This window comes from Halomonas sp. HAL1 (assembly GCF_030544485.1).
Taxonomy (GTDB): Bacteria; Pseudomonadota; Gammaproteobacteria; order Pseudomonadales; family Halomonadaceae; genus Vreelandella; species Vreelandella arctica.
This window is the reverse complement of the sequence record NZ_CP130610.1, coordinates 561,980-584,313: the sequence shown is the minus strand read 5'-3', so window position 1 is coordinate 584,313 and position 22,334 is coordinate 561,980. Positions and strand designations below refer to the sequence as shown.

General features: G+C 53.9%; 18 protein-coding genes. 6 read left to right on the top strand and 12 right to left on the bottom strand.

What is annotated here, in order from left to right:
- The 7 genes from Q3Y66_RS02775 to Q3Y66_RS02745 all read right to left on the bottom strand — a co-directional run bounded on the left by Q3Y66_RS02775 (window position 1) and on the right by Q3Y66_RS02745 (window position 7,576).
- Window positions 1–507, bottom strand: a complete 507-nt coding sequence (locus tag Q3Y66_RS02775; protein WP_008959794.1) for a lysozyme inhibitor LprI family protein — start codon at window positions 505–507, stop codon at window positions 1–3.
- Window positions 508–598: 91 nt separating this feature from the next.
- Window positions 599–1,312 (bottom strand): NAD-dependent deacylase, encoded by a 714-nt coding sequence (locus Q3Y66_RS02770; protein WP_008959795.1) that lies wholly within the window; start codon window positions 1,310–1,312, stop codon window positions 599–601.
- Between the two features lie 43 nt (window positions 1,313–1,355).
- Complete coding sequence (gene aceK / locus Q3Y66_RS02765) at window positions 1,356–3,116, bottom strand: bifunctional isocitrate dehydrogenase kinase/phosphatase (protein ID WP_008959796.1); 1,761 nt, start codon at window positions 3,114–3,116, stop codon at window positions 1,356–1,358.
- 84 nt (window positions 3,117–3,200) lie between these two features.
- Window positions 3,201–3,695, bottom strand: a complete 495-nt coding sequence (locus tag Q3Y66_RS02760; RefSeq protein ID WP_008959797.1) for a CIA30 family protein — start codon at window positions 3,693–3,695, stop codon at window positions 3,201–3,203.
- An 84-nt stretch (window positions 3,696–3,779) separates the two neighbouring features.
- Window positions 3,780–5,219, bottom strand: coding sequence for an ethanolamine permease (eat, locus tag Q3Y66_RS02755; RefSeq protein WP_008959798.1), 1,440 nt, complete (start codon window positions 5,217–5,219; stop codon window positions 3,780–3,782).
- A 115-nt stretch (window positions 5,220–5,334) separates the two neighbouring features.
- Window positions 5,335–6,171 (bottom strand): ethanolamine ammonia-lyase subunit EutC, encoded by an 837-nt coding sequence (eutC, locus tag Q3Y66_RS02750; protein WP_008959799.1) that lies wholly within the window; start codon window positions 6,169–6,171, stop codon window positions 5,335–5,337.
- On the bottom strand, window positions 6,161–7,576 hold the full coding sequence (locus Q3Y66_RS02745) for an ethanolamine ammonia-lyase subunit EutB (protein WP_008959800.1): 1,416 nt from the start codon (window positions 7,574–7,576) through the stop codon (window positions 6,161–6,163). Before Q3Y66_RS02745 ends, eutC begins: the two co-directional genes overlap by 11 nt.
- A 207-nt stretch (window positions 7,577–7,783) precedes the next feature.
- On the opposite strand from Q3Y66_RS02745, the gene Q3Y66_RS02740 reads away from it, so the two are divergent.
- Complete coding sequence (locus tag Q3Y66_RS02740; RefSeq protein ID WP_008959801.1) at window positions 7,784–8,746, top strand: helix-turn-helix domain-containing protein; 963 nt, start codon at window positions 7,784–7,786, stop codon at window positions 8,744–8,746.
- Here the strand turns inward: Q3Y66_RS02740 and mdoH are convergent.
- The 3 genes from mdoH to Q3Y66_RS02725 all read right to left on the bottom strand — a co-directional run bounded on the left by mdoH (window position 8,729) and on the right by Q3Y66_RS02725 (window position 15,530).
- The gene (gene mdoH / locus Q3Y66_RS02735) at window positions 8,729–11,248 is read right to left on the bottom strand and encodes a glucans biosynthesis glucosyltransferase MdoH (protein WP_008959802.1); all 2,520 of its coding nucleotides are present in this window, start codon (window positions 11,246–11,248) and stop codon (window positions 8,729–8,731) included. The genes Q3Y66_RS02740 and mdoH overlap by 18 nt on opposite strands.
- Window positions 11,241–12,827 carry a glucan biosynthesis protein G gene (locus Q3Y66_RS02730; RefSeq protein ID WP_008959803.1) on the bottom strand — a complete coding sequence of 529 codons (1,587 nt, stop codon included), beginning with the start codon at window positions 12,825–12,827 and terminating at the stop codon, window positions 11,241–11,243. The genes mdoH and Q3Y66_RS02730 overlap by 8 nt, the downstream gene beginning before the upstream one ends.
- A gap of 357 nt (window positions 12,828–13,184) precedes the next feature.
- A complete protein-coding gene (locus tag Q3Y66_RS02725; protein ID WP_008959804.1) occupies window positions 13,185–15,530 on the bottom strand; it encodes a bifunctional diguanylate cyclase/phosphodiesterase in 2,346 nt (781 codons plus the stop codon).
- A gap of 494 nt (window positions 15,531–16,024) precedes the next feature.
- On the opposite strand from Q3Y66_RS02725, the gene Q3Y66_RS02720 reads away from it, so the two are divergent.
- From Q3Y66_RS02720 to zigA, 5 genes are all read left to right on the top strand, one after another.
- Entirely contained in the window at window positions 16,025–16,372 is a 348-nt protein-coding gene (locus tag Q3Y66_RS02720; protein WP_008959805.1) for a helix-turn-helix domain-containing protein, read from the top strand.
- A gap of 308 nt (window positions 16,373–16,680) precedes the next feature.
- Complete coding sequence (locus Q3Y66_RS02715) at window positions 16,681–17,313, top strand: class I SAM-dependent methyltransferase (protein ID WP_008959806.1); 633 nt, start codon at window positions 16,681–16,683, stop codon at window positions 17,311–17,313.
- Window positions 17,314–17,409: 96 nt separating this feature from the next.
- Entirely contained in the window at window positions 17,410–18,804 is a 1,395-nt protein-coding gene (locus tag Q3Y66_RS02710) for a PepSY domain-containing protein (RefSeq protein ID WP_008959807.1), read from the top strand.
- Between the two features lie 3 nt (window positions 18,805–18,807).
- Window positions 18,808–19,083: a TIGR03643 family protein gene (locus Q3Y66_RS02705; protein WP_008959808.1), complete on the top strand. Its 276-nt coding sequence runs from the start codon at window positions 18,808–18,810 to the stop codon at window positions 19,081–19,083.
- Window positions 19,084–19,172: 89 nt separating this feature from the next.
- Complete coding sequence (gene zigA, locus Q3Y66_RS02700; RefSeq protein WP_008959809.1) at window positions 19,173–20,399, top strand: zinc metallochaperone GTPase ZigA; 1,227 nt, start codon at window positions 19,173–19,175, stop codon at window positions 20,397–20,399.
- A 99-nt stretch (window positions 20,400–20,498) separates the two neighbouring features.
- Here zigA and Q3Y66_RS02695 read toward each other — a convergent pair whose 3' ends face one another.
- Together Q3Y66_RS02695 and Q3Y66_RS02690 are read right to left on the bottom strand one after the other, a co-directional pair.
- Window positions 20,499–21,812: a TRAP transporter large permease gene (locus Q3Y66_RS02695; RefSeq protein WP_008959810.1), complete on the bottom strand. Its 1,314-nt coding sequence runs from the start codon at window positions 21,810–21,812 to the stop codon at window positions 20,499–20,501.
- The gene (locus Q3Y66_RS02690) at window positions 21,812–22,318 is read right to left on the bottom strand and encodes a TRAP transporter small permease (protein ID WP_035587466.1); all 507 of its coding nucleotides are present in this window, start codon (window positions 22,316–22,318) and stop codon (window positions 21,812–21,814) included. Before Q3Y66_RS02690 ends, Q3Y66_RS02695 begins: the two co-directional genes overlap by 1 nt.
- Window positions 22,319–22,334: the final 16 nt, after the last annotated feature.

Below are 22,334 nucleotides of genomic sequence, written 5' to 3'. Positions count from 1 at the left end.
TCACTGCAATCCGTCCAGACCGTCGATCAGCACCAGTGTCTGTTCTGCCGTGACCCGCATCAGACATTGCGCGGTTGCAGGGCTACCGCCGGTGCCGCCACCCCATTTCGCCCGCTCGAAATCGCAGCGGGCATCGCGGTAGCCGATCCAGGCCCGTTGCATTGCCTTCAGCGTCGGCGCCTGTGCCGGTGTGTTCCAACTGTCAGCCTCTGCCTCAGCGTCAGCTGAGGCGTACATCGCCATCAGGTCGCTGTAAGCGGTGTTTAACCGATCGTCCCAAAACTGCCGTTCCCGATCTAGACAACCACCCATAACGACCGTCGTGGAACCGCCCTCTGTACCGGCCATGCAGGCATTCGCGGATTCACCGACGCAGGCCAGACGCGCGTCATCTAATGCGTCAGCAAGGCAGGACTCCGTTGCCTCGTCCGAATAAGTCACATCCTGCGCGGCAACACCGCCCGCCCAAGCCATCACGATAAAAATGCTACAGATTGCGCTCTTCACGTGCTTTTTTCCCTTTATGTTCGCGTGCTCGGCGCCACCACAGTGATTGAAGCGCCCCCGCAGAAGGCTGTGCCGATCCGGTCTCGAATTTTTAAGACAACAGCAAATTACCCTGCTGCTTCCAGCGATTTACCAACGCCGGAACGCCTTCTCCGGCGGTGGTATTGATTGCCAGCACGCCCGGCGGGCTGAGCATATCCGCCTCCGGGTCGACCAGTGCGCAAGGTGTGTCGTAGTCAATGTACGAGAGCAGCGAAGCGGCAGGCATAACGGCCAGCGACGTGCCGACGACCAACAGAAAGTCAGCCTGGCTAACAAGGTCACAGGCCTCCGCAAACAGCGGCACCGACTCGCCAAACCAGACCACGTCGGGTCGCAGCTGGCTGCCCTTGTCGCACACGTTGCCCAGCTCGATGCCCCCTTTCGGCAGCGGGTAGCGCATGCGCTCATCGATTGATGAACGGGCTTTTAAAATCTCGCCGTGTAGGTGCAATACATGACGAGAGCCTGCACGCTCATGAAGGACATCAATATTCTGGGTAATGATGCTGACGTTGAAGCCATCCTGCTCCAGGGCAGCCAGCGCCTTGTGCGCCGCGTTGGGCTTGGCACGACGGATCTGTTCACGACGCTGGTTATAAAAATCCAGCACTTGCTGCGGGTCCCGTTGCCACGCCTCGGGAGTGGCAACATCCTCGACTGGATGGTTTTCCCATAGGCCGTCGCTGGCACGGAAGGTCTTGATACCACTCTCAGCACTAATTCCCGAGCCGGTAAATACCACCAAATGCGGGCTTGCTGCCATGAAGGCCTCGTTGTTTATGTTTCACTGACTCTTAAGTATGCCACTAATATACAAGCTGACCGATACTGCCCGCAAAGCGCTGCTTGTTGCGGTATGGGTAGACATCGATAATCCGGCCATCGATGATTGCCTGCTGCAGTTCCAGCCAGTAGTCAGGGTCGAATAACTCTGGATGCTGCTCCATAAACAGGCGGCGTAACTGAGGATTCGCGAACATGAAAGGGCCAAACTCCTCTGGGAAAATATCGTTAGGGCCGATGGATAACGTATCGCCCCCCTGGAAGTCATTGCCATAGGACTTCGGAAGTTGCCGGAAACGGCATTCGGTGAGGTAGCAGACCTCATCGTAGTCGTAGAAGATCACCCTTCCATGGCGCGTCACGCCAAAGTTTTTCAGCAGCATATCGCCGGGAAAGATATTCGCTGCGGCCATCTGCTTAATGGCATTGCCGTAATCCTTAAGCACCATCTCCTTCTCTTGGTCGCTGCACTGCTCCAGATAGATATTCAGCGGCGTCATCATGCGCTCGGTATAGCAGTGTTTGATAATCACCTTATCGTCTTTCAACACAACGGTAGAGGGCGCCACTTCCAGTAAATGCGCTAGGCACTCCGGCGCAAAATGATCCTGTCGGACAATAAAATTGGAGAACTCTTGAGTATCGGCCATGCGCCCTACTCGGTCATGGCGTTTTACTAGCCGGTACTTTTCGCGCACCACGGCGTGGGTCACGTCTTTAGCCGGGTCGAATTTATCTTTAATGATCTTAAACACGGTGCGAAAACTGGGCAGCACAAACACCGCCATCACCATGCCACGAACGCCAGGGGCAATAATAAACTGATCTTCACGCTTGGCGACCTGACGATTCAGCGCCCGGAAAAGCTCGGTTTTACCATGTTTGAAGAAGCCGATTGAGGCATAGAGTTCACCTTCTGGCTTATGCGGCATCAACTGCTGAAGGTAATCGACAAACTCCCTGGGTACCGCCACTTCGACCTGAAAGTAGGCGCGGGTGAAGGAGAAAATAATCGACACCTCGTCAGTTTCGATCAATACCGTATCCAGGTGCAGTCCGGAATCGCCGCCTGTCTGCTCACCAAAACCCTCACCGTGGAGTACCGGCAGCACCAGTGGCACTTGCTCACCGCCGCCGATAATCCGTCCCACCAGATAAGCCCCTTTATTGCGATAAAAGACGCTATTCAACAGCTCGATTTCAGTATCATCGGCGTCCAGCATCGCCGAGGGTAAGTGCTGCTGTAAGAAGGTGGCGCCGAGATGGGTATCCTGGTCTATGTCCGCAAAGCGATTGCCGAAGGGAGCGTCCATAAGCGCCCATTTGAGCGCGGCCTGCCAGTCGCCGTTAACCTGTTTGCGACGGCATAGGTCAATTCCCGAGCGGTGGGCGGCATCCTCACGGGAGCTATACACAAACATCCAATCGTTACGGATATGGCGGTGATGGAAAATCGCACAGAATAGCGAGTTAAAAAAGGTCTCGGCTAGTTCGTAATCGAGCCGGTGGCTGATCAGTTCGGCGTAGTGGTTGCGCGCCTCGCGCCAGCACTCGCAGTGGGACACCACTTCAGGATCGAAAGTGCGCTTCAGGCGCCCAAGCGTAACGTCGATCTTTTCCTGATAGAGATTAATTCGCTCCGCCGAGGCTTGCTGAGCGTCACGCCAGGCTGCGTCGCGGAAACGACGACTGGCATCGGCAGTGATCTCTTTAAAGCGCGCACGATACTCATCGAAGCCATGCAAAATCGTTGTCGCTAAGCGGTACGCAGGTGAGTGTTTCACGGGCCGGGCTCCTGATCATTTTTACCAGCTTCGCGTAACTGGAAACTACATGCGAGACGACCTTGGTGGGTAGCCAATGCCTAGTTAGCGCATGGGTTCGATACGTTTGATCTGAAGGCAAAAAGGCCCTGCGGTGCGGTCTGCAATTAAAAAGCCGAGTTGGTGAATCTCGCTGGGCGTTACGGCTGGGGCATAACTCAATAGCGTTCCTCGCCGCACCGCTTCAAAGGCGCTCCAGGGGAAATGCAGCGTTTCCCAGCTATCCTGAGCAGGCGTAAATTTCACTCGGTACGCTGAGGCATCGCCAAGGGAGGTACTTTTTAGGCGAAGTTGGTAGGTGCGCCCATCCCCCCGCACGGTTAGCGCTATGCCCTGGGCATCCGCTAGCGTTGGCTCGAACCCGTTGGGCTCGCGGCGAACGGAGGCAAAACCACCGCCGTTTTCCAGCGATACCTCGCCCTGGAAGCGACCTACGCCATCGCTAACGCAAAAACCACTTTTTGAAACGCCCCCCATCACGCCATCATCCACGGCATACCAGCGCTGTTGTTCATTGGGACTATCAAATGTTAACGCCATAACGACTCCTTCTCATCAGCCAAAAAAAGCCTCTTTGCCGCAGGGCAAAGAGGCTTGTTCAGCCTAGGCGATTAGCCTTGTAAGTTACAGCTTCGCTGTCGAGACCGCTGGGTCTGAATCACTACCATCCAGCTCTTCAGGTGACGCGACCACCAGTGCAAACTCCTCCTCGGCGGTTTTCGCTACGAGGTGATTCTTGCTATAGAAGAAAAAGTAGGCTGCGCCAACAATGAACAGCACGATGGTGTAGTTAAAGGCACGCGGGTCAAAAGCGTAGACCCCGGTTAGCGCGATTAGCGACAGCACAAGCGCGATGCCTGACGTCACGACACCACCAGGTGTTTTATACGGACGTGGCAGGTCAGGCTGCTGTACGCGCAGCATAATGTGGCTCAGTGCCATCAATGCATAGGAAATGGTTGCACCGACCACGGCCATTCCCAGCATCAGGTCGCCCTCCCCGCTCAACGACACCAGAAAGCCGAACACGCCAGGCACGATCAGTGCCAAATAAGGCACTTTACGGCCACTGGTCAGCGACAGTGCCTTGGGGAGGTACCCCGCCCGAGAAAGCGCAAAGACCAAACGGCTGTAGCCATAAATAATCGAGAAGAAAGAGGCGATCAGCCCCGCCAAGCCCAGCACGTTCACCAGCGTAGCCAGGGTCGGGTTGCCCGCCGCGTTCAGTGCATCCACCAACGGTACGCCGCTTTGGCCAATCATTTCGGCACCCGCCGCACCGGCCAGTAGCACCACGACTAACAACGCAGTGAAGAGCAGAAACAGCATCGCCGCGATAATGCCTTTGGGCATATCCCGGGCGGGGTCTTTGGCTTCTTCTGCCGCTAGCGGTACGCCTTCCACCGCCAGGAACAGCCACATACCAAAGGGTAGTGCCGCCCAGACGCCGTACCAGCCAAAGGGCATGAAAGTGCTCGCTCCTGTCGCATCGGTAGGGGCAATATCGAACAGGTTGGCAGCGTCGAAGCTGCCAATTAGCGCGACAGCAGTTGCCAGAATAGCGAATACCGCCAGGCCGCTAATCACCATCATGACCTTGAGCGCTTCCCCCACGCCTGCCAAGTGGATACCAATAAACACGGCGTAGAAAATCAGGTAAACCAGCGGGCCGTTAATGCCGATTAACGCCTCTACCGCGGCACCGATAAAGATCACAATCGCCGCTGGGGCCAAGGCGTACTCGATCAATACTGCAAGCCCCGTTAAATAACCACCGGCAGGCCCCATTGCCTGGCGGGCAAAGCTATAGCCACCGCCCGCTGCAGGAATCGCCGCGGACATTTCCGCGAGGGACAGCACCAGGGCCAGATACATCAGCGCCATCAAACAGGCCGCTATCGCAAAGCCACCCCAGCCCGCTTCGGCGATACCAAAGTTCCACCCGGCGAAGTCACCGGAAATGACGTAGGAAACCCCAAGCCCCGCCAGCAGTATCCAGCCAGCGGTGCCTTTGCGCAGTTGGCGTTTTGCCAGATACGCCTGATCAATCGATGGTTGTGTCATCGTTTTGCCCTTTCAGTGTGGAACGAAATCGTCGTCAGCGGCGTGCTGTTGTTTACCAACGTTGTTCCGTTTTGTTATGTGATCGTTGTTATGGGATATCGCTTTTTGGGTGACGTTAATCCGCCACCAGGAAGTTACGTGTCGAGCCTGATGCTGATTCACCTTCCAACACATCGTCTTCGCTGCGGTCTTTCAACTTAACGCCAGACAACTTGAGCTGACGGGCCTCTTTTAACAGCAGAAAGAAACGCCGGGCGGCCTCCTCTACTTGCAAACCCGCCGGGCGCACGTTGGAAATGCAGTTTCGCCGATCATCCTTGAGCCCCGGTTCCGGCGCCCAGGTCATATACAATCCCAGGCTATCCGGTGAGCTCAGCCCCGGCCGTTCACCGATCATCACCAGCACTGCGTCCGCGTTGAGCAGCCCACCAATCTCATCGCCAATGGCCACCCGCCCCTGCTCAACAATCGTTATCGGCGCTAGCTGCCAATCAGCGGTGTCACTGCTCAACATCTGATAAAGCGTGCTAAGAAACGGCGCGCTGTTTTGCTGCACGGCCAGCGCGGAAAGCCCATCGATCACGACAATCGCAAGGTCATAGCGCTGCTGGGACGCGGCGGCTTGCTGCAGGTGCTCACGGCTCTCGTCGTTAAGGCGTCGGCCATAGTCGGGCCGCTGCAGGTACATGGCACGATCCTGAGCATGGCTGTGCAGGCGAAGCGGTGGTTCAGACAAATTGAGGGCTTGGGTCAGCTCAGTGGAGAGCGTTTCCACATCCAGCGGACAGTGCACCGCATCCTGCGCTTGGGCGTGAGCCAACTGAAACGCCAGCAGCTTGCTGGTCGGCAGGCTAACCCCAGCGCGCCCCAGGCCAATGCGCGCGTCGGTAAAGGCATTCAACCTCTCCCAGGAGTTCTCCACCACGATGGGAGATGACGGATCATGTGCCATGGCGCGTCTCCTTGGGCAGATGGCGCAGGCTATTGGCAAAGGCGGCCGGAAGCTGGTCATTGAGCCGGTGGGTGCTGACATCCTGGAAAATCTGCATCTCTTCGAGCCAGCGCTCAAATTCCGGCGCGGCTTTTAGCCCCAGCACCCGACGTGCATAGAGCGCGTCGTGAAAAGAGGTGGTCTGGTAATTGAGCATGATGTCGTCGGAGCCAGGAATCCCCATAATGAAGTTGCAGCCCGCCACGCCGAGCAGCGTGAGCAGGTTATCCATATCGTTTTGATCGGCTTCGGCGTGATTGGTGTAGCAGACATCGCAGCCCATGGGCACGCCCAACAACTTGCCGCAGAAGTGATCCTCAAGCCCTGCACGGGTGATCTCTTTGCCGTCAAAGAGATACTCCGGGCCGATAAAACCCACCACGGTGTTCACCAGCAAGGGGTTGAACTTGCGCGCCACCGCATAGGCGCGGGCTTCACAGGTTTGCTGGTCGAGCCCGTGGTGAGCATCGGCGGAGAGCGAGCTGCCCTGGCCGGTTTCGAAATACATCACATTGCGCCCCACCGTGCCGCGATTGAGCGTCTGCGCGGCTGCTTCGGCTTCGGCGAGAGTGCTCAAGTCAAAGCCAAAGCTGCGGTTAGTGGCCTCGGTGCCGCCAATCGATTGGAAGACCAAATCGACCGGGGCGCCCTGCTCGATCGCTTCTAAGGTGTTCGTTACGTGGGTCAACACGCAGGACTGGGTGGGGATTTGATACTTCTGAATCACTTCGTCCATCAAGCGCATCAGCTTGACGCTCTGGGCGACGTTATCAGTCGCGGGATTGATGCCAATGACCGCATCGCCACTGCCATAGAGCAGACCATCCAAGATACTGGCGGCAATACCGGTCACATCGTCGGTGGGATGGTTGGGCTGCAATCGGGTCGAGAGCCGCCCCGGCAGTCCAATCGTGTTGCGAAAGGCGGTGGTGACCCGGCACTTTTTGGCCACCAGAATTAAGTCCTGATTGCGCATCAGCTTGCTGACGGCAGCGGCCATTTCTGGGGTAATCCCCGCTTTCACTTCCGTTAATACATCGCTAGTCGCGTGATCGGAGAGTAGCCAGTTACGAAAATCGCCCACGGTGAGATGACGAATGGGAGCGAAGGCGTCGGCGTCATGATCATCCATAATCAGCCGGGTGATCTCATCCTCTTCGTAAGGAATCAGGGCCTCATTCAAAAAGGTGGTCAGCGGGAGTTCGGCGAGTACCATTTGAGCGACCACCCGCTCTTCGGCACTCTCCGCCATTACGCCAGCCAATCGGTCGCCAGAACGAGGCGGTGTGGCTTTGGCCATCAGCTCGGCTAGGCTTGCGAAGCGGTAGCTGCGACTCCCCACCGTGGTGTGATAGGTCTGCGCCATGGAGCTTTCCTTTTTAACGACTGCTTTTTATCGCGCTGACTGCGCGTTGAGGTATAAAACTTGCTTGTTTCCACCATAGCGCTATCACTAGAGAGGGAGTATCGAGTTTTGGCAAACCCTTGAATATTTAATAAATTCAATTAAATACAGCAAGTTAAGGCGTTCACCCAGCACTATTGAGCCCATATAACGCTTGAGGAGAGCCCTATGACCACGCTCGAAAGCGCATTTGCACCAAAAAGATGCGTTCAGGAAGCGTTCGATGCCGATGAGCACGCGCAAAATCTGACGCGCTGGCAGCAGGAGTACGACCAGCTCAGCCCAGGCAGCTTCTATGGTCGCCTGGATGAAGTGGCATTAGAGACGATGCAAGTGTTCAAGGAGCACACTGGGCAAGCGCTACGCCAGCAGTGTCGGGTATGGCCAAACTCGCTATGGATCGGCATTCCCACGACGCGACATGGCACGCGGATCAATGGCCAAGCGCTTAGCGAGGGCGACGTAATGTGCCGCCCCGGTGGGCGGGATTTTGAATTGGTGACGCCGGAAGAATTCGATATCTATGGGCTGGTGATTCAATTGCCAGCGTTAGCAGAGGCCGCTAAGCGACAGGGGATGAGTTTGGATACAGGCTGGGACGTCATGCCCCGTCGACAAGCAGCAAACGAAACGCTCAATGCCGTCGCGTTTCTTATCGAGCGCCTGCTGACTAGCCAAACGCTGTCTATTGCTAGCCATATCCATCAAGACATTCTGCTGATGGCGCTACTGGAACTCCTGCAAGCCGAACAGCCTAGTACAGAGCTGCCGCCCAGCTACGCGCATCGCAAAGAAGTGGTTGACCGGGTAAAGCGTTATGTGGACGAGCACATGGATGGCCCGGTGACCATGGATGAGCTTTGCCAGTTGACCCATGTTAGCCGGCGCACGCTGCAGTACAGCTTTACGGCCATTTTGGGCATTAGCCCGCTGCAGTATTTACGTTTAACGCGGCTCAATCGTGTCCGTCGGGCGCTGCGAGCCGCATCACCCAAGCAGTCAGTAACGGAAATAGCCACTTACTGGGGCTTCTGGCACCTGGGCCAATTCGCCCACGACTATAAGCAGCAGTTTGGTGAGTGTCCGTCACACACGCTTAATGCAAAAGTAAGCTTAGCTAAAGGTCGGTAGATGCGTGGATTCACGCCCTGGCAGACCCAGTTCAAACCAACTGTGATGCGCCTTACTATCGACCCATAGGTGATAGTGCAATTGAGACATCATCACTGGATCATCTAGAAAATCCAGCCGCTCCAATCGACTCATCCCCGCTGGCCCCATCAATACGGCACGAGAAACCCGCTCGGCTCGGCGCTGGCGTATGGGCTCGACATCGGTGTGCCGTGATGTGCCTAAAGCTGTCGCTAACGCATTAGGCACGGGCTCTACCACCACTCGGACAAAAGAGGGAGCCGACATCCCGGTGTTCATCTGGGCAAGCAAGCTCACCATGCGTCGCAGCACCCTTGGTGGCTGCGTTTCTTCAGGAATCCGGAACAGCCGCTTTTGAAAGCTGAGCTGCCCTAATGAAACACGGCTCGATAATGCCGACACCGGGATGGATAGCATCAAAGCAACGACAATGGGCGAGAGCCACCAAAGAAAAGTGGGCTCCATCACGTAAACACCCGCTGCCCATACAGCCCCTATGAGAGTCTGTGTCCAATGAGCACGAATGGCATCACCCCACGTCGTGTCGCTATTTTCCCGGGACGGTGAGCGCCACTGAACCGCCCACCCCATCACTGACGTCAGTACAAAACGGGTGTGAAACAGCATTCTTACCGGCGCTAATAGCATCGAAAATAGCGACTCAAGAACCATGCTCGCCAGCACCTTGAGCGGCCCACCATATTGACGACTGCCCTTTATCCACACCAGCAGTACGCTGAGCAGCTTAGGTAAAAACAGCAGTAACGCGGTCACACCGAATAACCCCACCGCCAAAGTAGGATTCCACTGCGGCCAAACAGGAAATAACATTCCCGGCTCAGGAAAGTAGTCGGGCGTGCTAAAGCTATGCACGGCTAAAAGTGCGGTAGAAAGGACCAAGAAAAGACACCATAGCGGCGCTGAGAGATAAGACATTAAACCGGTCAGGAAGACGGCACGGTGAACGGGGTGAATACCTTGCGAGAAAAACAGCCGGAAATTCATCAAATTCCCGTGGCACCAGCGCCTGTCGCGATTGAGCTCATCAAGCAGGTTAGGCGGCATTTCTTCATAGCTGCCTTCCAGCTTGTAAGCAATCCATACCCCCCAACCCGCACGCCGCATCAGCGCTGCTTCGACAAAGTCATGGGATAATATCTCACCGGACATGGAGCCCTTACCGGGCAGCGGCGCCAGTATGCAGTGCTGCATGAACGGGGCCAGACGAATGATCGCGTTATGGCCCCAGTAGTGCGACTCGCCCAGTTGCCAAAAATGGAGCCCAGCGGTAAATAGCGGCCCGTAAACCCGCGTCGCAAACTGCTGCATGCGAGCGTACAGGTTGAGGCGCCCCGAAGCGCGTGGCGCTGTTTGGATAATGCCAACCCTCGAGTGCACCTCCATCATTTGCACCAACCGGGTCAGGCATTTGCCGCTCATGACACTATCGGCATCCAGCACCACCATGTAACGATATAGCGCTCCCCACCGGCGGCAAAAATCGTCCAGATTACCGCTCTTGCGTTTGACACGGCGCTGTCGACGGCGATAGTAAACTTGGCCGAAAGCATTCAGGTCACGACACAACCCCAGCCAAGCGTAGGTTTCTTGAATAGCAATATCGGGATCAGACGTATCGCTCAGGATGAAGATATCGAAATGCCGGTCATTGCCTGTACTGCGCAGGGACTCCAGGGTGGCGCGCACGCCGGCGAACACTCTGGCAACATCCTCATTACAGATCGGCACCAGCAGTGCTGTGCGCGCTTCATCATCAATCGGCTCGTCGCCCACTTCGCTGTCAATGGCGTAGCGATCATGGCTTCGTAATAGCTGAAAAAATCCCATCAAAGCGGTCCAAAATCCCGCGGACACCCAGGCGAACAGCAGCACAAACAGCGACAGAATAGTAACCTCAAGCCACTGCAGGCCCTGGCCGGGGAGTACGGTACGCATCTGATTGGCAGCGATAATACTTTGACCGAAAATCAACACCAGCAAAATCCAACGACGCCTTCTGGCGACCCACTTCCAGGACGCGGAGGGTGACTCTCTTCTGCGCTTTCGAAAATCACCGTTAGCCCAGCGCTTGAAACGTCGCCCAATATTGACGAAAGGATTGGTCGACCACTTCTGGGGCGCCAATGGCGTTCGTTTCATCGGTGGCGCCGTTCGCAGTCGCGTAATGTTGGAAGCATCCGTCGTTAGCACGTCTGGTGGCGCTAGCGGCGGCTCTGCATAGGCAAGCGCCAAGCGTCGGCCCACTGATAAGGCCGCTGGATCATCACTATTTTTATTCTGCCAATCACCTTCGCCCTCGCTATCTCCACCCAACGCAGCATGTAGCGAAGCCATATCGTGTTGATCAAGGTCACCGACTAATAGCGTGTAGCGCTCCTTACGATCCTGGGTTTCCAACGCCAATCGCTCTAAATACAGATCCGTTGGCGCTGCCTGGGAGGGAGATATTGTTTCAGCCATTAGCGGGCAGCCTGTAGTACCACGTTTCGGACATTTGCTTGCCATCGAGCATTAGCTTGGCCCTGATATCCAAAGGCTGGCTGCCATTACTGCGCTTCACGTTGACAAATACACGCCAGCCGTTGGTCGCCGGGTTATGAACAACGCGACTATTGGCTAATTCACCATTATCGCCAACGCTTGCCTCAACGGCCATATTGGCATCGCTGCCGATACCGGAAAGCGAGGGCCCGATAAAATCGAGGACGAAAGCGAGCGTACCGTCGGGCTCGCGCACCAGGTTATCGCGAATCACCTCTCCCCGTGAGCGACGTGTTTCTTCAACCCACGCAAGCTGAGGATCAAGGTGACGGCTTTCATCGGTTGTGAACGTAATACGGTAATCGAACGCCAGCGGGGTTTCAGGGTCATGCGCTTCATCAGCCAGCCACATCGAAACGATGTTGTCGTTGGTCTCGTTGTCCGTCGGAATCTGGATCAGTTCAACACTACCGGCCCCCCATTCATTTTGTGGCTCAACCCAAGCGCTTGGGCGCAGGTCATAGCGTGCGGCAATATCCTGATAATCGCTAAAATTGTGACCACGTTGCATCAGGCCATAACCGCGTAACTGAGGCGTTGCCTGACGATTCATCATCAATCTGGCTGGATTGGCTAGCGGGCGCCATGTCCAACCATTCTGCGCATCATTGATTAATAGGCCATTAGAATCATGAATTGCCGGGATATAGTGTTGTGTCGAAGAGGGCTGCTCCGGGCCATAAAGGTACATGCTAGTGAGCGGTGCTATCCCCAATTTCTCGACCGCCCGGCGCAAATATAGCCGCGATTGCACGTCGACTAAGGTGTCTTCTCCAGGACGCAGCACGAAGCGGTAGGCGCCAGTAACGCTAGGCGAATCAAGCAGGGCAAAAATCGTCAAGTACTGGCTTTCTGGGCTAGGTTCGATGATCCACATTTCTGTAAAGTGAGGAAACTCCTCGCCCGAAGGTAGCCCTGTATCAACGGCCAAACCGCGCCCTGAAAGCCCATAAACCTGCCCTCCGCCAATAGCGCGGAAATAGCTTGCCCCCAGAAAGACCATCATCTCCTCATTGCGACCACCTTCATTGAGCGCATGGTTGATCCTGACACCGGCAATACCAACGCCATCGCTGTTCTTCACTTCGTCGGAGATGCCTAAGTCACCGTAAGTGAAGTCATCAGGGTTGTACGCAAAGCCATGAACCTCGCCTTCCTGATCAATGCTGTTTAATTGGATAGCGCTGTCGTAATGCATCCCTTCATGGATAAAGCTCAGGGTGAAAGGTGCGCCTCTACCGCTCCACACGTCACGATCTCGCTTGTACTGTATTTGCGCATATTCCGCAAAGCTGAGCTCGCGCAGCTCATTGGGCAACGACGTTTCTGGAGCACGATAGCCCTGCTGGGCTAGCTCTTCTGCTTTTCTAGCGACATCATCAAAACCAAACGCAAAAGCCTCAAGAGGGAAGCTTCCAACCAGCAGCCCGCCTAGAGCGGCTAGCGAAAAAAAACCTTTGCGGCGTGAAAATTTGCTTAGCGGGGTCGATCCACTCATTTAGCGTAATCCTCCTGTACAATCCTTTGACTGAATTCAAATACGCTTATTTGCCGAATCGACATACGTTAGAGACCATTCGATCAGCTAATTGCGTCCTTCTGCTATTGCTCGCTATCGCCAAAATACACACCATGCACGCATGTAAAGATTAGATTACATTTTAGGTATAGCATGAGTCTAGACTACTTGGCACCCTGACTGACCGAGCTTTTTGAAAGGACTGAGGCAAAAAATTAGAACTTACTCAATATGTTGAACCGCGTGGAGAGGCGCTACATTAAGCGGGTGGTCGGTTACAAGCCGTAGTTTTGCGAAAACCCTTCGCAAATACTTAACCAATCTCTTCCTGTTAGATTAGCAGAGCCAGCGCTGCACAAACTGCTCAGCGGCCAGTGGCCGGTCAAAGTAGTAACCTTGCCCTTGGCTGCAGCCAAGTGAAAGCAAGGCGGCGATTTGATCTTGGCTTTCAATACCTTCGGCAATGGTTTCAAGCCCTAGCGTGTTTGCCATGGCAATAATCGTCGCCACGATGACACGGTCATTGTCACTAGTGAGCATATCGCGGACGAAGGAGATATCGATTTTTATTTTATCGGCGGCAAAGCGCTTCAGGTAGGCAAGCGATGAGTAGCCGGTGCCAAAATCATCGATAGATAGCCCCAACCCCTTTCCCTTTAATACTTCGGTCATGGCGATCGCTTTTTCAGGATTTTCCATGATGCCGCTTTCGGTAATTTCCAAGCTAAGTTGCGAGGGCTCGATGCTGAAACTAGCACAGCTATCGAGCAGGTTGGCGACCAAGTTTTCTTCCTCGAACTGCTGGGCGGCAATATTGATCGCTAGCTGCCCCGGCATGGAATAGCCCTGCGCCCGCCACTCAGCCAGCTGTCGGCAAGCTTCTTCAATCACCCAATAACCAAGCGCTACAATCATCCCACGCTCTTCGGCAATGGGAATGAATTTACCCGGCGATACGTCGCCAAGCTCTTCATCGTGCCACCGGCACAGCGCTTCGGCACCAATCAACTGGCCACTGTTTAAATCCACCTGGGGCTGAAAGTGCAAGCTTAACTGTTTTTCTGCAATAGCGGACGCTAAGCGCTTGGCGATATTCAACTGCTCAGCGACGACGCGCCCCATCCAGGGTTCAAATACACAGGTGGAAAGTTTTTGCCGTTTAGCCTGATACATGGCGATGTCAGCATGCTTCAAAAGCTCCAAGGGCGTTGCCGCATGCTGGGGATAAAGCGAAATACCGATGCCCATTGAGAGTTCAAAGGAGTGCTCCTCAACCAGCATCGGGTATGCAATGCTATCGCACAGCCGCTGAGCGGCAGCTAACGCACCAATCGCTCCTACTCCAGGGCAAACGACGACAAACTCATCGCCCCCTAATCGGGCCAAAAACTCATCCTTCGTTAGCGACGCAGCAAAGTTGCTAGCAACGGCCTTAAGGACTAAATCGCCCAAATCGTGCCCTGCGGTATCGTTGATCTCTTTAAAATGATTCAGGTCCAGCAGCAATAGCGCCAGTTCAGGGATCTGCGTATCGGCGAAGACTCGCTCTAAGTGGCGCATAAAAGCGGCCCGATTAGGCAATTGAGTGCCAGGATCACAAAAGGCTAATTGGCGTATTCGTACTTCGTCTCGCTGACGCTCAAGCTCTGACGCTGCCCGCGCCGCAAATATCTGCAACACATTACGCACGATATCCACATCGTCTAGCGGCTTTTTAAACATGACGCCAATAAGGCCCATCGGCTGACCATGACTGTTATCAAGCCGACGCCCTACATAGCCGTTCACCCAGCTCAGTGCCCCGTTGCTCTCTTTAGGCAACATGATGGCGGCTCCTTCATGAACGATACACTCCTGCTCAACCATCACCTTATGGCAGGGAACCCCAGGCAAATAATAGGCGAAATTATCCTGAAGCTGACCATTTACATATAGCGTTAAGGTATGCGCGATATCAGAATCGTGCTCATCTAATAACGCGATAAAACCCACGTCGGCAGACAGCGCCTCCGCCATATGGGCGGTCAGTTGATGCAGAAATGCATCGCCACTTGTTTCTGAGACCGCTGTTGCAACGCTAACAACAGCTTGCTGAAAGCGTTGCTGTTCATTAATGGTATGAACCAGAGTTTCATTGTGCCGACCAATACGCTGCAATGCCCGCTTCTTATACAGTAGCCGCTCTTGGGTATGGCTTTCCGCTAACTGACGTGCCAGTTCAGCCCCTGCCAGCGCAGAAGCGATACGTAATACGTCATCGGCATATATTGGTAGTACCAAAGGAGAGGAGTGCATCAGCGCAATAACGCCTAAAAAGCTGCCATCAGGCGCTGTGATAGCGATGCCCCAATAACCTTCAACGTTGAGTAAATTTAGCCGCTTATCATTCGGGAAGTGCTGGCACTCCCGAGAGGAAATAAAATATGTTGAGAGATCAACTACTTGCTGGCATGGCGTGCCTTCCAAAGCATAAGGAGCCCCCTCACTGAATGCTTCCTGTGACCACATGGCCAGTGTGGTCGCCATTTCATGGTGGCTATCGATGTGCTCTACAACGGCATGATTCACCTTGAGAATATCCGCTAAGGACCTCACTAGGTGGTGAAAAAAACCCTCTTCGCTGACGTAAGATAGCTTATCCGCTAACTGTCGAAAAATTTCTGGTGCCGAGGTAGGGGACATGTTATTAAACGCCTTCGGATTAGTCGTGCCAAAATCAGGCTACTTGCCAGCTCTTTCTTAACAGCACTTTTGAAAACATCACTTATACCCGCCATATAAAATATTCCAGCATCTACTCAGGCTTTAAAAGCTTTAATGAAAAAACCAGATCACTGACACCCATTCACTTTAAAAACCTTCCAGCTAGAAGCTCAACACTACCAAAACTAACTCATACTTTATTATTAAACATTGTCATAAAATTCTCTTTTTCTTTGCGGCATAAACCTATCCGCTTCAAACTTCCAGGCCTTACGCTGTGCATTTAGGCTTTTTTCTTTTTCAAACGCCCAATTAAACTTATTTCATCAACAACTAATACTTCAAACAGCAACCATATGAAACAAAAAGTTACCTTCATCATCCAAACCAACCTTAGAGGTTGATATTCAACCCAAACAGCCCTTCATGTCAATAGGTCGTTCCTCAACCATTTAGGTCTAATGGAGGACGTTGTGAATAAAACAGAACAGGATCGGCTCGCAGGCAGTATTGGCAGAGCCATTGCCAAACAGAGGGTTCGCAGTCAAATGACTCAAGAAGAAGTCGCTGAGCGCTTAGGCGTTGGCAATGAAGCCGTTTCTCGCATTGAGCGCGGGCGGGTGATACCCAATATTGTGCGTCTAATAGAACTTGCGGAGGTTTTTAATTGCGAAGCTGCAGAATTACTCGGTCAAGCAAGCTTTCATATTGATGACCAGTCAAGCAGGATGAAGCAGCTTCTAGCACCTTTAAACCAAAATGACCGACAACTTGTGATGGATTTAGTGGAGAATTTAACCGCGCGCCTGCAGCAAGGGTAACTGTATAAGATGACAAGCGCATATTCTTGTCATCTTAATATAAAGTAAATCGTGGCAATCGCTATATAAACCTATTAAGGTAATTATTACTTCTCCAATTATTTCAACAATAACTTAAATAAATTGAATGCACTTTATTGGTATTTAATGTATTACACCTCTATTCTTGGATTCTTTTATAAGACAACTTTAAAACACTGGTGCGTTCTATTTGGTTGCACAGCCATTTTTATGCTATAGAAAAGCCTGATGTAAATAGTCAGGTTTTGCTATTCAGCCATCGCAGCGTTGCGCTGCAAAGAGGCGTTATGTTCAACACGACTGCTTGGAACCGACTGCGCTATACCGCTTACGCCCCTTTTTATGATGTGGTTGCTGCTCGTGCTTTCCGCAGGCCAAGGCGTATTGCGCTAGGCCAGGTGGATTGGGAGCCGGGTATGCGGGTGTTATTGGTCGGCGCCGGCACAGGGCTAGACCTGCCTTTTCTGCCGCAGGATATCGAATTACACGCCACCGACTTAGCCCCAGCCATGGTTAAACGCACGGCTAAACGGGCTGAAACGCTACGCCGCGATGTGGAGTGCCGGGTGATGGATGCCGAGGCGCTCAACTACCCCGACGAGCACTTTGACGCCGTCATCATGCATCTGATCATTGCGGTCATGCCTAACCCACAGCGAGGGCTTGCAGAGGCGCACCGTGTGCTTAAACCCGGCGGCCAGCTGTGTGTGATGGATAAGTTCCAGCCGGATGAACAGCCTGCTGGGGTGGGCCGACGTCTGTTGAACCATCTGACCTCAGCACTTGCCACCGATATTACCCGCCAAGCACAACCACTGCTTGCGGAGGCTGGCTTCACGATTCGCCACGATGAACCCGTGCTGATGAATGGCCTGTTCCGTGCGCTGTTAGCTGCCAAACCAGCGCTTTCTAACCGTTAAGCATGTGACCTTTCACCGCTGCCTGCACGCTGGTGATTGCCGAGGGGATTGGCTACTCTGGCAAACTTCTTCGCCGATCATGCTCGGATTCTTGCCATGCCACCGCCCTCTTCCGCTCGCACCCAAAGGCTTCTGTTTGCCCTGCTTAGTCGCCTGCACTTATATATTGGTCTTTTTATTGGACCTTTTATTCTCATTGCAGCGCTATCAGGAATAGCTTACTTGCTTAGCCCGCCTCTTGAAACGTGGCTCTATCACGACACGCTTTATGGGGTAACAGAAGGTGAACCAAAGCCGCTTGCAGCCCAGATTGCCACTGTACAGCGCCACCTCGGGAATCCAGCATTACCCAGTACCGTACGTCCCGCTCCAGCCCTCGGCGACACCACCCGCCTGATGTTTACCACTCCTGGCCTCGGCCCTTCGGAACATCGCGCGCTGTTTGTTGACCCGATTTCGCTGGAAATAACGGGAGACACAACGGTCTACGGCACCAGCGGTATTTTGCCGCTACGCACGGCGATTGATCATTTGCACCGTCAGCTGTTAATGGGCGATGTAGGCCGCCTTTACAGCGAATTAGCCGCGTCTTGGCTTTGGCTCGCTGCCTTGGGTGGCGTCATATTATGGATGTGGCAGCGCCCGGCGCTGAAAGCGCTTTCTGGAGCCCAAACAACCCGGCGACGTCACGCCACGCTAGGATTGGTACTTGCCATCGGACTGCTGTTCTTCTCGGCGACGGGGCTTACTTGGTCGCAATGGGCGGGGGGCAATATCGCGGAGCTGCGCAATGCCTGGGGCTGGAACACGCCTAGCGCCTCAACAGCGCTGATCGATACTGATAGCCAAACCACTGACGAGCATGCCGAACATCACGGCCATACAGCCCCCGTTTCAGCCAGTACACAGCTGCTGCCAGAAGATTTTGATCGTGCGCTCACGGCGGCACGTGCGGCAGGGCTAACGGCAGATCGCATTCAACTCTCCCCACCAACCAGTGAAAACCAGGCCTGGCGGGTAGCAGAAATTGATCGGCGTTGGCCCACCCAAGTGGACCAGGTCGCGCTGCACCCGGGCAGCATGGCGGTCACCGATCAAACCGACTTTGAGACGTTCCCCTTAGCCGCCAAGCTCACCCGCTGGGGGATTGACCTGCACATGGGCGTTCTCTTTGGCTTGGTCAATCAAGTAGTGCTGGCATTGATCGCTGCAGGGCTTGTGACGCTAATGGGCTGGGGGTACGCCATGGCATGGCGGCGGCTGCGCAAGGCGAGTGGTCAGCGTTTCCCGACGGTTTCAGAGCCATGGTTACTGCTCCCGATCAAAGCCAAGCTCAGCGTGCTGTTAGTTGCTATCACGTTAGGTCTGGCGCTACCCGTTTTAGGCGTCAGCCTTGCGCTGTTCATCGTGATCGATGCGTTACGCTGGTATGTGACAAAGCGTTACACTGCCCGCCACCTAAATGCCCACCCTTCAAATACATCGAGGTGATCGATGCCAAAAGCACCCGTTAAACGCTTTCGTCGCTTACCCGATGACGAGCAGTCACGCGTTATCGAGATGGCCTGGGAAGACCGAACGCCATTTGAAGCGATTGAAACGCTGTTTGGTTTAGCCGAACCGGATGTCATAGAGGTAATGCGTCACCAGCTCAAACCCGCTTCGTTTCGCCTATGGCGTAAACGCGTCACCGGCCGCGCGACAAAGCATACCGCGTTGCGTTCACCGGATGTTCTACGCGGCTACTGTCCCACGCAATATAAGCGCTGATACTCAGTTACCAAAACAAGCCTTTATCTAAACGCCTCTTTATTGTTATATTATCACATAACATAAATGTGTTTAGAGGCGTGCTAGCAATGACTGCGTTTTCTCCCCTACCCGTCACCGTGCTTTCGGGTTTTTTAGGTGCTGGTAAATCCACCGTACTCAACCATATTTTGGCCAATCGTGAAGGTCGTCGGGTGGCAGTGATCGTTAACGACATGAGTGAGATCAACATTGATGGTGCACTGGTGCGCGGTGGCCCTGGCGAATCGACGCTGGATAGAGATGTTGCTCTGAACCGCTCTGAAGAGCGCTTGATAGAGATGAGTAACGGCTGCATCTGCTGCACCCTGCGCGAAGACCTGCTGGAAGAAGTCAGCCAGCTGGCCAGAGAAGGAAAATTCGATTATCTGGTGATTGAATCCACTGGGATTTCCGAGCCGTTGCCCGTGGCGGAAACCTTCACTTTTGAAGATGAAAGCGGCCAGAGCCTTTCCCACGTTGCCCGGTTAGATACCCTGGTGACCGTTGTCGATGGGGCCAACTTTCTTGAGCAGTACCGCGAAGCGCAAAGCCTAGCAGAAGCCGGTGAAAGCTTGGGTGAAGAGGATGAGCGCAATGTCGCCGACCTGCTGGTCGATCAAATCGAGTTTTGCGATGTGTTGCTCATTAGTAAGACAGACCTAATCAGCCAAAAAGAGCTGGAAGCCCTGCAGGCGATTTTACGCTCGCTGAACCCTGATGCAGAACTAGTGCCGATCACCCAAGGTGGCGTGCCGTTGGATAAAGTACTCAATACCGGCAAGTTCAACTTTGAGCGGGCCCAACTGGCCCCCGGCTGGCTGAAAGAGATGCGCGGCGAGCATGTGCCTGAGACCGAAGAGTACGGCATTGGCAGCTTCGCTTACCACGCCCGTCGGCCCTTCCATCCGCAGAAATTCCACGATTTACTCAACCAGGAGTGGTTCGGCAAAGGCCTGTTACGTTCCAAAGGTTTCTTCTGGCTTGCCACCCGCCCCCAGGCCGCTGGTCAGTGGAGCCAAGCAGGCGGTATCGCTCACCACGGCCCGGCAGGTGTGTTCTGGAAAGCGATCCCCGAAGAGCGTTGGCCAACCGACCCAGAAACGCGTCAGTTTATCATGGAGAAGTGGCAGGAACCGTTTGGCGATATGCGCCAGGAGCTGGTTTTTATCGGCCAGAACCTGGATCAAGCTAAAATGCGCGAAGCGCTGGACGACTGCTTGCTAAGCGAGGCAGAACTACTGGAAGGCATAGAAACGTGGAAAAAATTATCTGACCCGTTCCCTTCCTGGGAGTAGGTGATAGCCATAATCCTCAACGACCAAAAGAGAGGCCGAAGCCTCTCTTTTTTATTGACAACTATTTTGTGCAAGCTACTTTTTTGCAAGCTAAGACACTTACTGCAGCATGCTAGGCAACCAAGTAGCGAGCCCTGGGAACACTATCAACACGGCGACCAGTAGCATCGAACAGAGAATATAGGGAATCGCGGCCGAGTAGATTTCACTCATGGTCGTGCCCGGCGGTGCTACCCCTTTCATCACAAACAGTAACAGCCCTAATGGTGGTGTTGAGAAGCTGATTTCCAGTGCCAGCAACACGACGATACCGAACCACACCAAATCAAAGCCAAGTGCCTGCGCCAACGGAAAGAAGATCGGCACGGTGAGCATCATGATGGAGATTTGCTCCATAAAGGTGCCCAGCACCAGCAGTACCGCAAACATGGCTAACAGCATCAGGATGGGGGAAAGATCAAAGCCTGTTGCCCAACCGATCAAACCGCCCGAAGCGCCCGAGAAACCGAGCAACTGGCTGAAGGTGGCCGAACCAAATACGATCAGATAAGCCATCAGCGTGACTTTTAGCGCGCCGGTGACCGAAAGCTTAAACGCCTCCCAGGTCATGCAGCGGAAAAGAAACGCCAGGATAATCACACCCAATGCCCCAAATGCTGCGGCTTCCGACGGTGTAGCAAACCCCATCAGCATCATCGCAACAATGATCACCATGACGCTCAGCATAGGGAGAATATCGGTCACTATCAGCTTGAGCTTAGCGCTTAGCGGCACCGGTTCTAACTCATAAGCAGGTGCGGCATCCGGGTCCAGCTTGGTTTGGATAAAAATGGTGACAATATAGAACCCCGCCAGCGTCAGCCCAGGCAAAATGCCAGCGATGAGCAGCGCGCCAATATCCACTTTTGCCAAGGTTGCCAGCAGTACCGCCAACGCAGAAGGCGGAATAATGATCGCCAAACCGCCGGTCCCCAGAATGGGGCCAATGGCCATTTTCTTCTTATAGCCGCGTCGCTCCATTTCCGGTACCAATAGCGACCCCATCAAGGCTGTGGAGCCCATAGAAGAGCCACTTAAAGTAGAAAACGCTGTTCCACCCACGACTGTCACATAAGACAAACGTCCAGGTAGCTTGCCCATCAGTTGGTCAACGGCATTGAACATTTTCATGCCCAATCCGGTTCGGAAAAACAGTTCGCCCATCAGTAGAAAGAGCGGGATGGGGACTAGGTTGAAGCTTGAAAGCGCGCCGAAACCGTTGTTGAGCATCTGTAAGATGCCAGTTTGGCCACCCATAAAGTGCCAGGCACCAATGACGTTAGCGGCTAAAAATGCCAAAGCTATCGGAGTGCCAATCGCCATAAAGATAAGAATCAGCGATAGCAGAAAAGCGAGCGCAAAGTACCATTCCATTATTCTTTCATCCCCGCTTCGCCGCTGTGAAGTATTTCATGGCCCACTACAAAGCGGCCAAACTCAATCGCCATTAACGTAAAGCTAATAGGAAATACGATGGTCAGTATCCACTTCGGCACAAAGTAGGCACGCACGTCATAGTCTGTGCGCTCAATGTTGAGCAGAAATAGATCCAATCCTTTCCACGCCAGCACACCGCACACCACGACACATAGCAGCGATACTCCTCGGCTTAGAATGTTGAGCGCTGGCAGAGGCAGGACGGAGGTCAGCAACTCAATATGCACGTGCCCTTTTTGACGCACCAACCAGGGTGCCCCTAACAGGGTGAGGTAAAACATGGCGTACTCGGTGGAAAGAAAAAACCACGCAGAGGGCTGGAGCCCCAAATTACGGATGACTACCGAGAGCACTACGGCCACCATCAGCCATACCAGCATGATAGCGGCCAGAAGAGCCATGCCATTAAGTAGCAGCAAATAGCCGCGTTGTGCGTAGCGCATAAAAGGCCCTAACGAA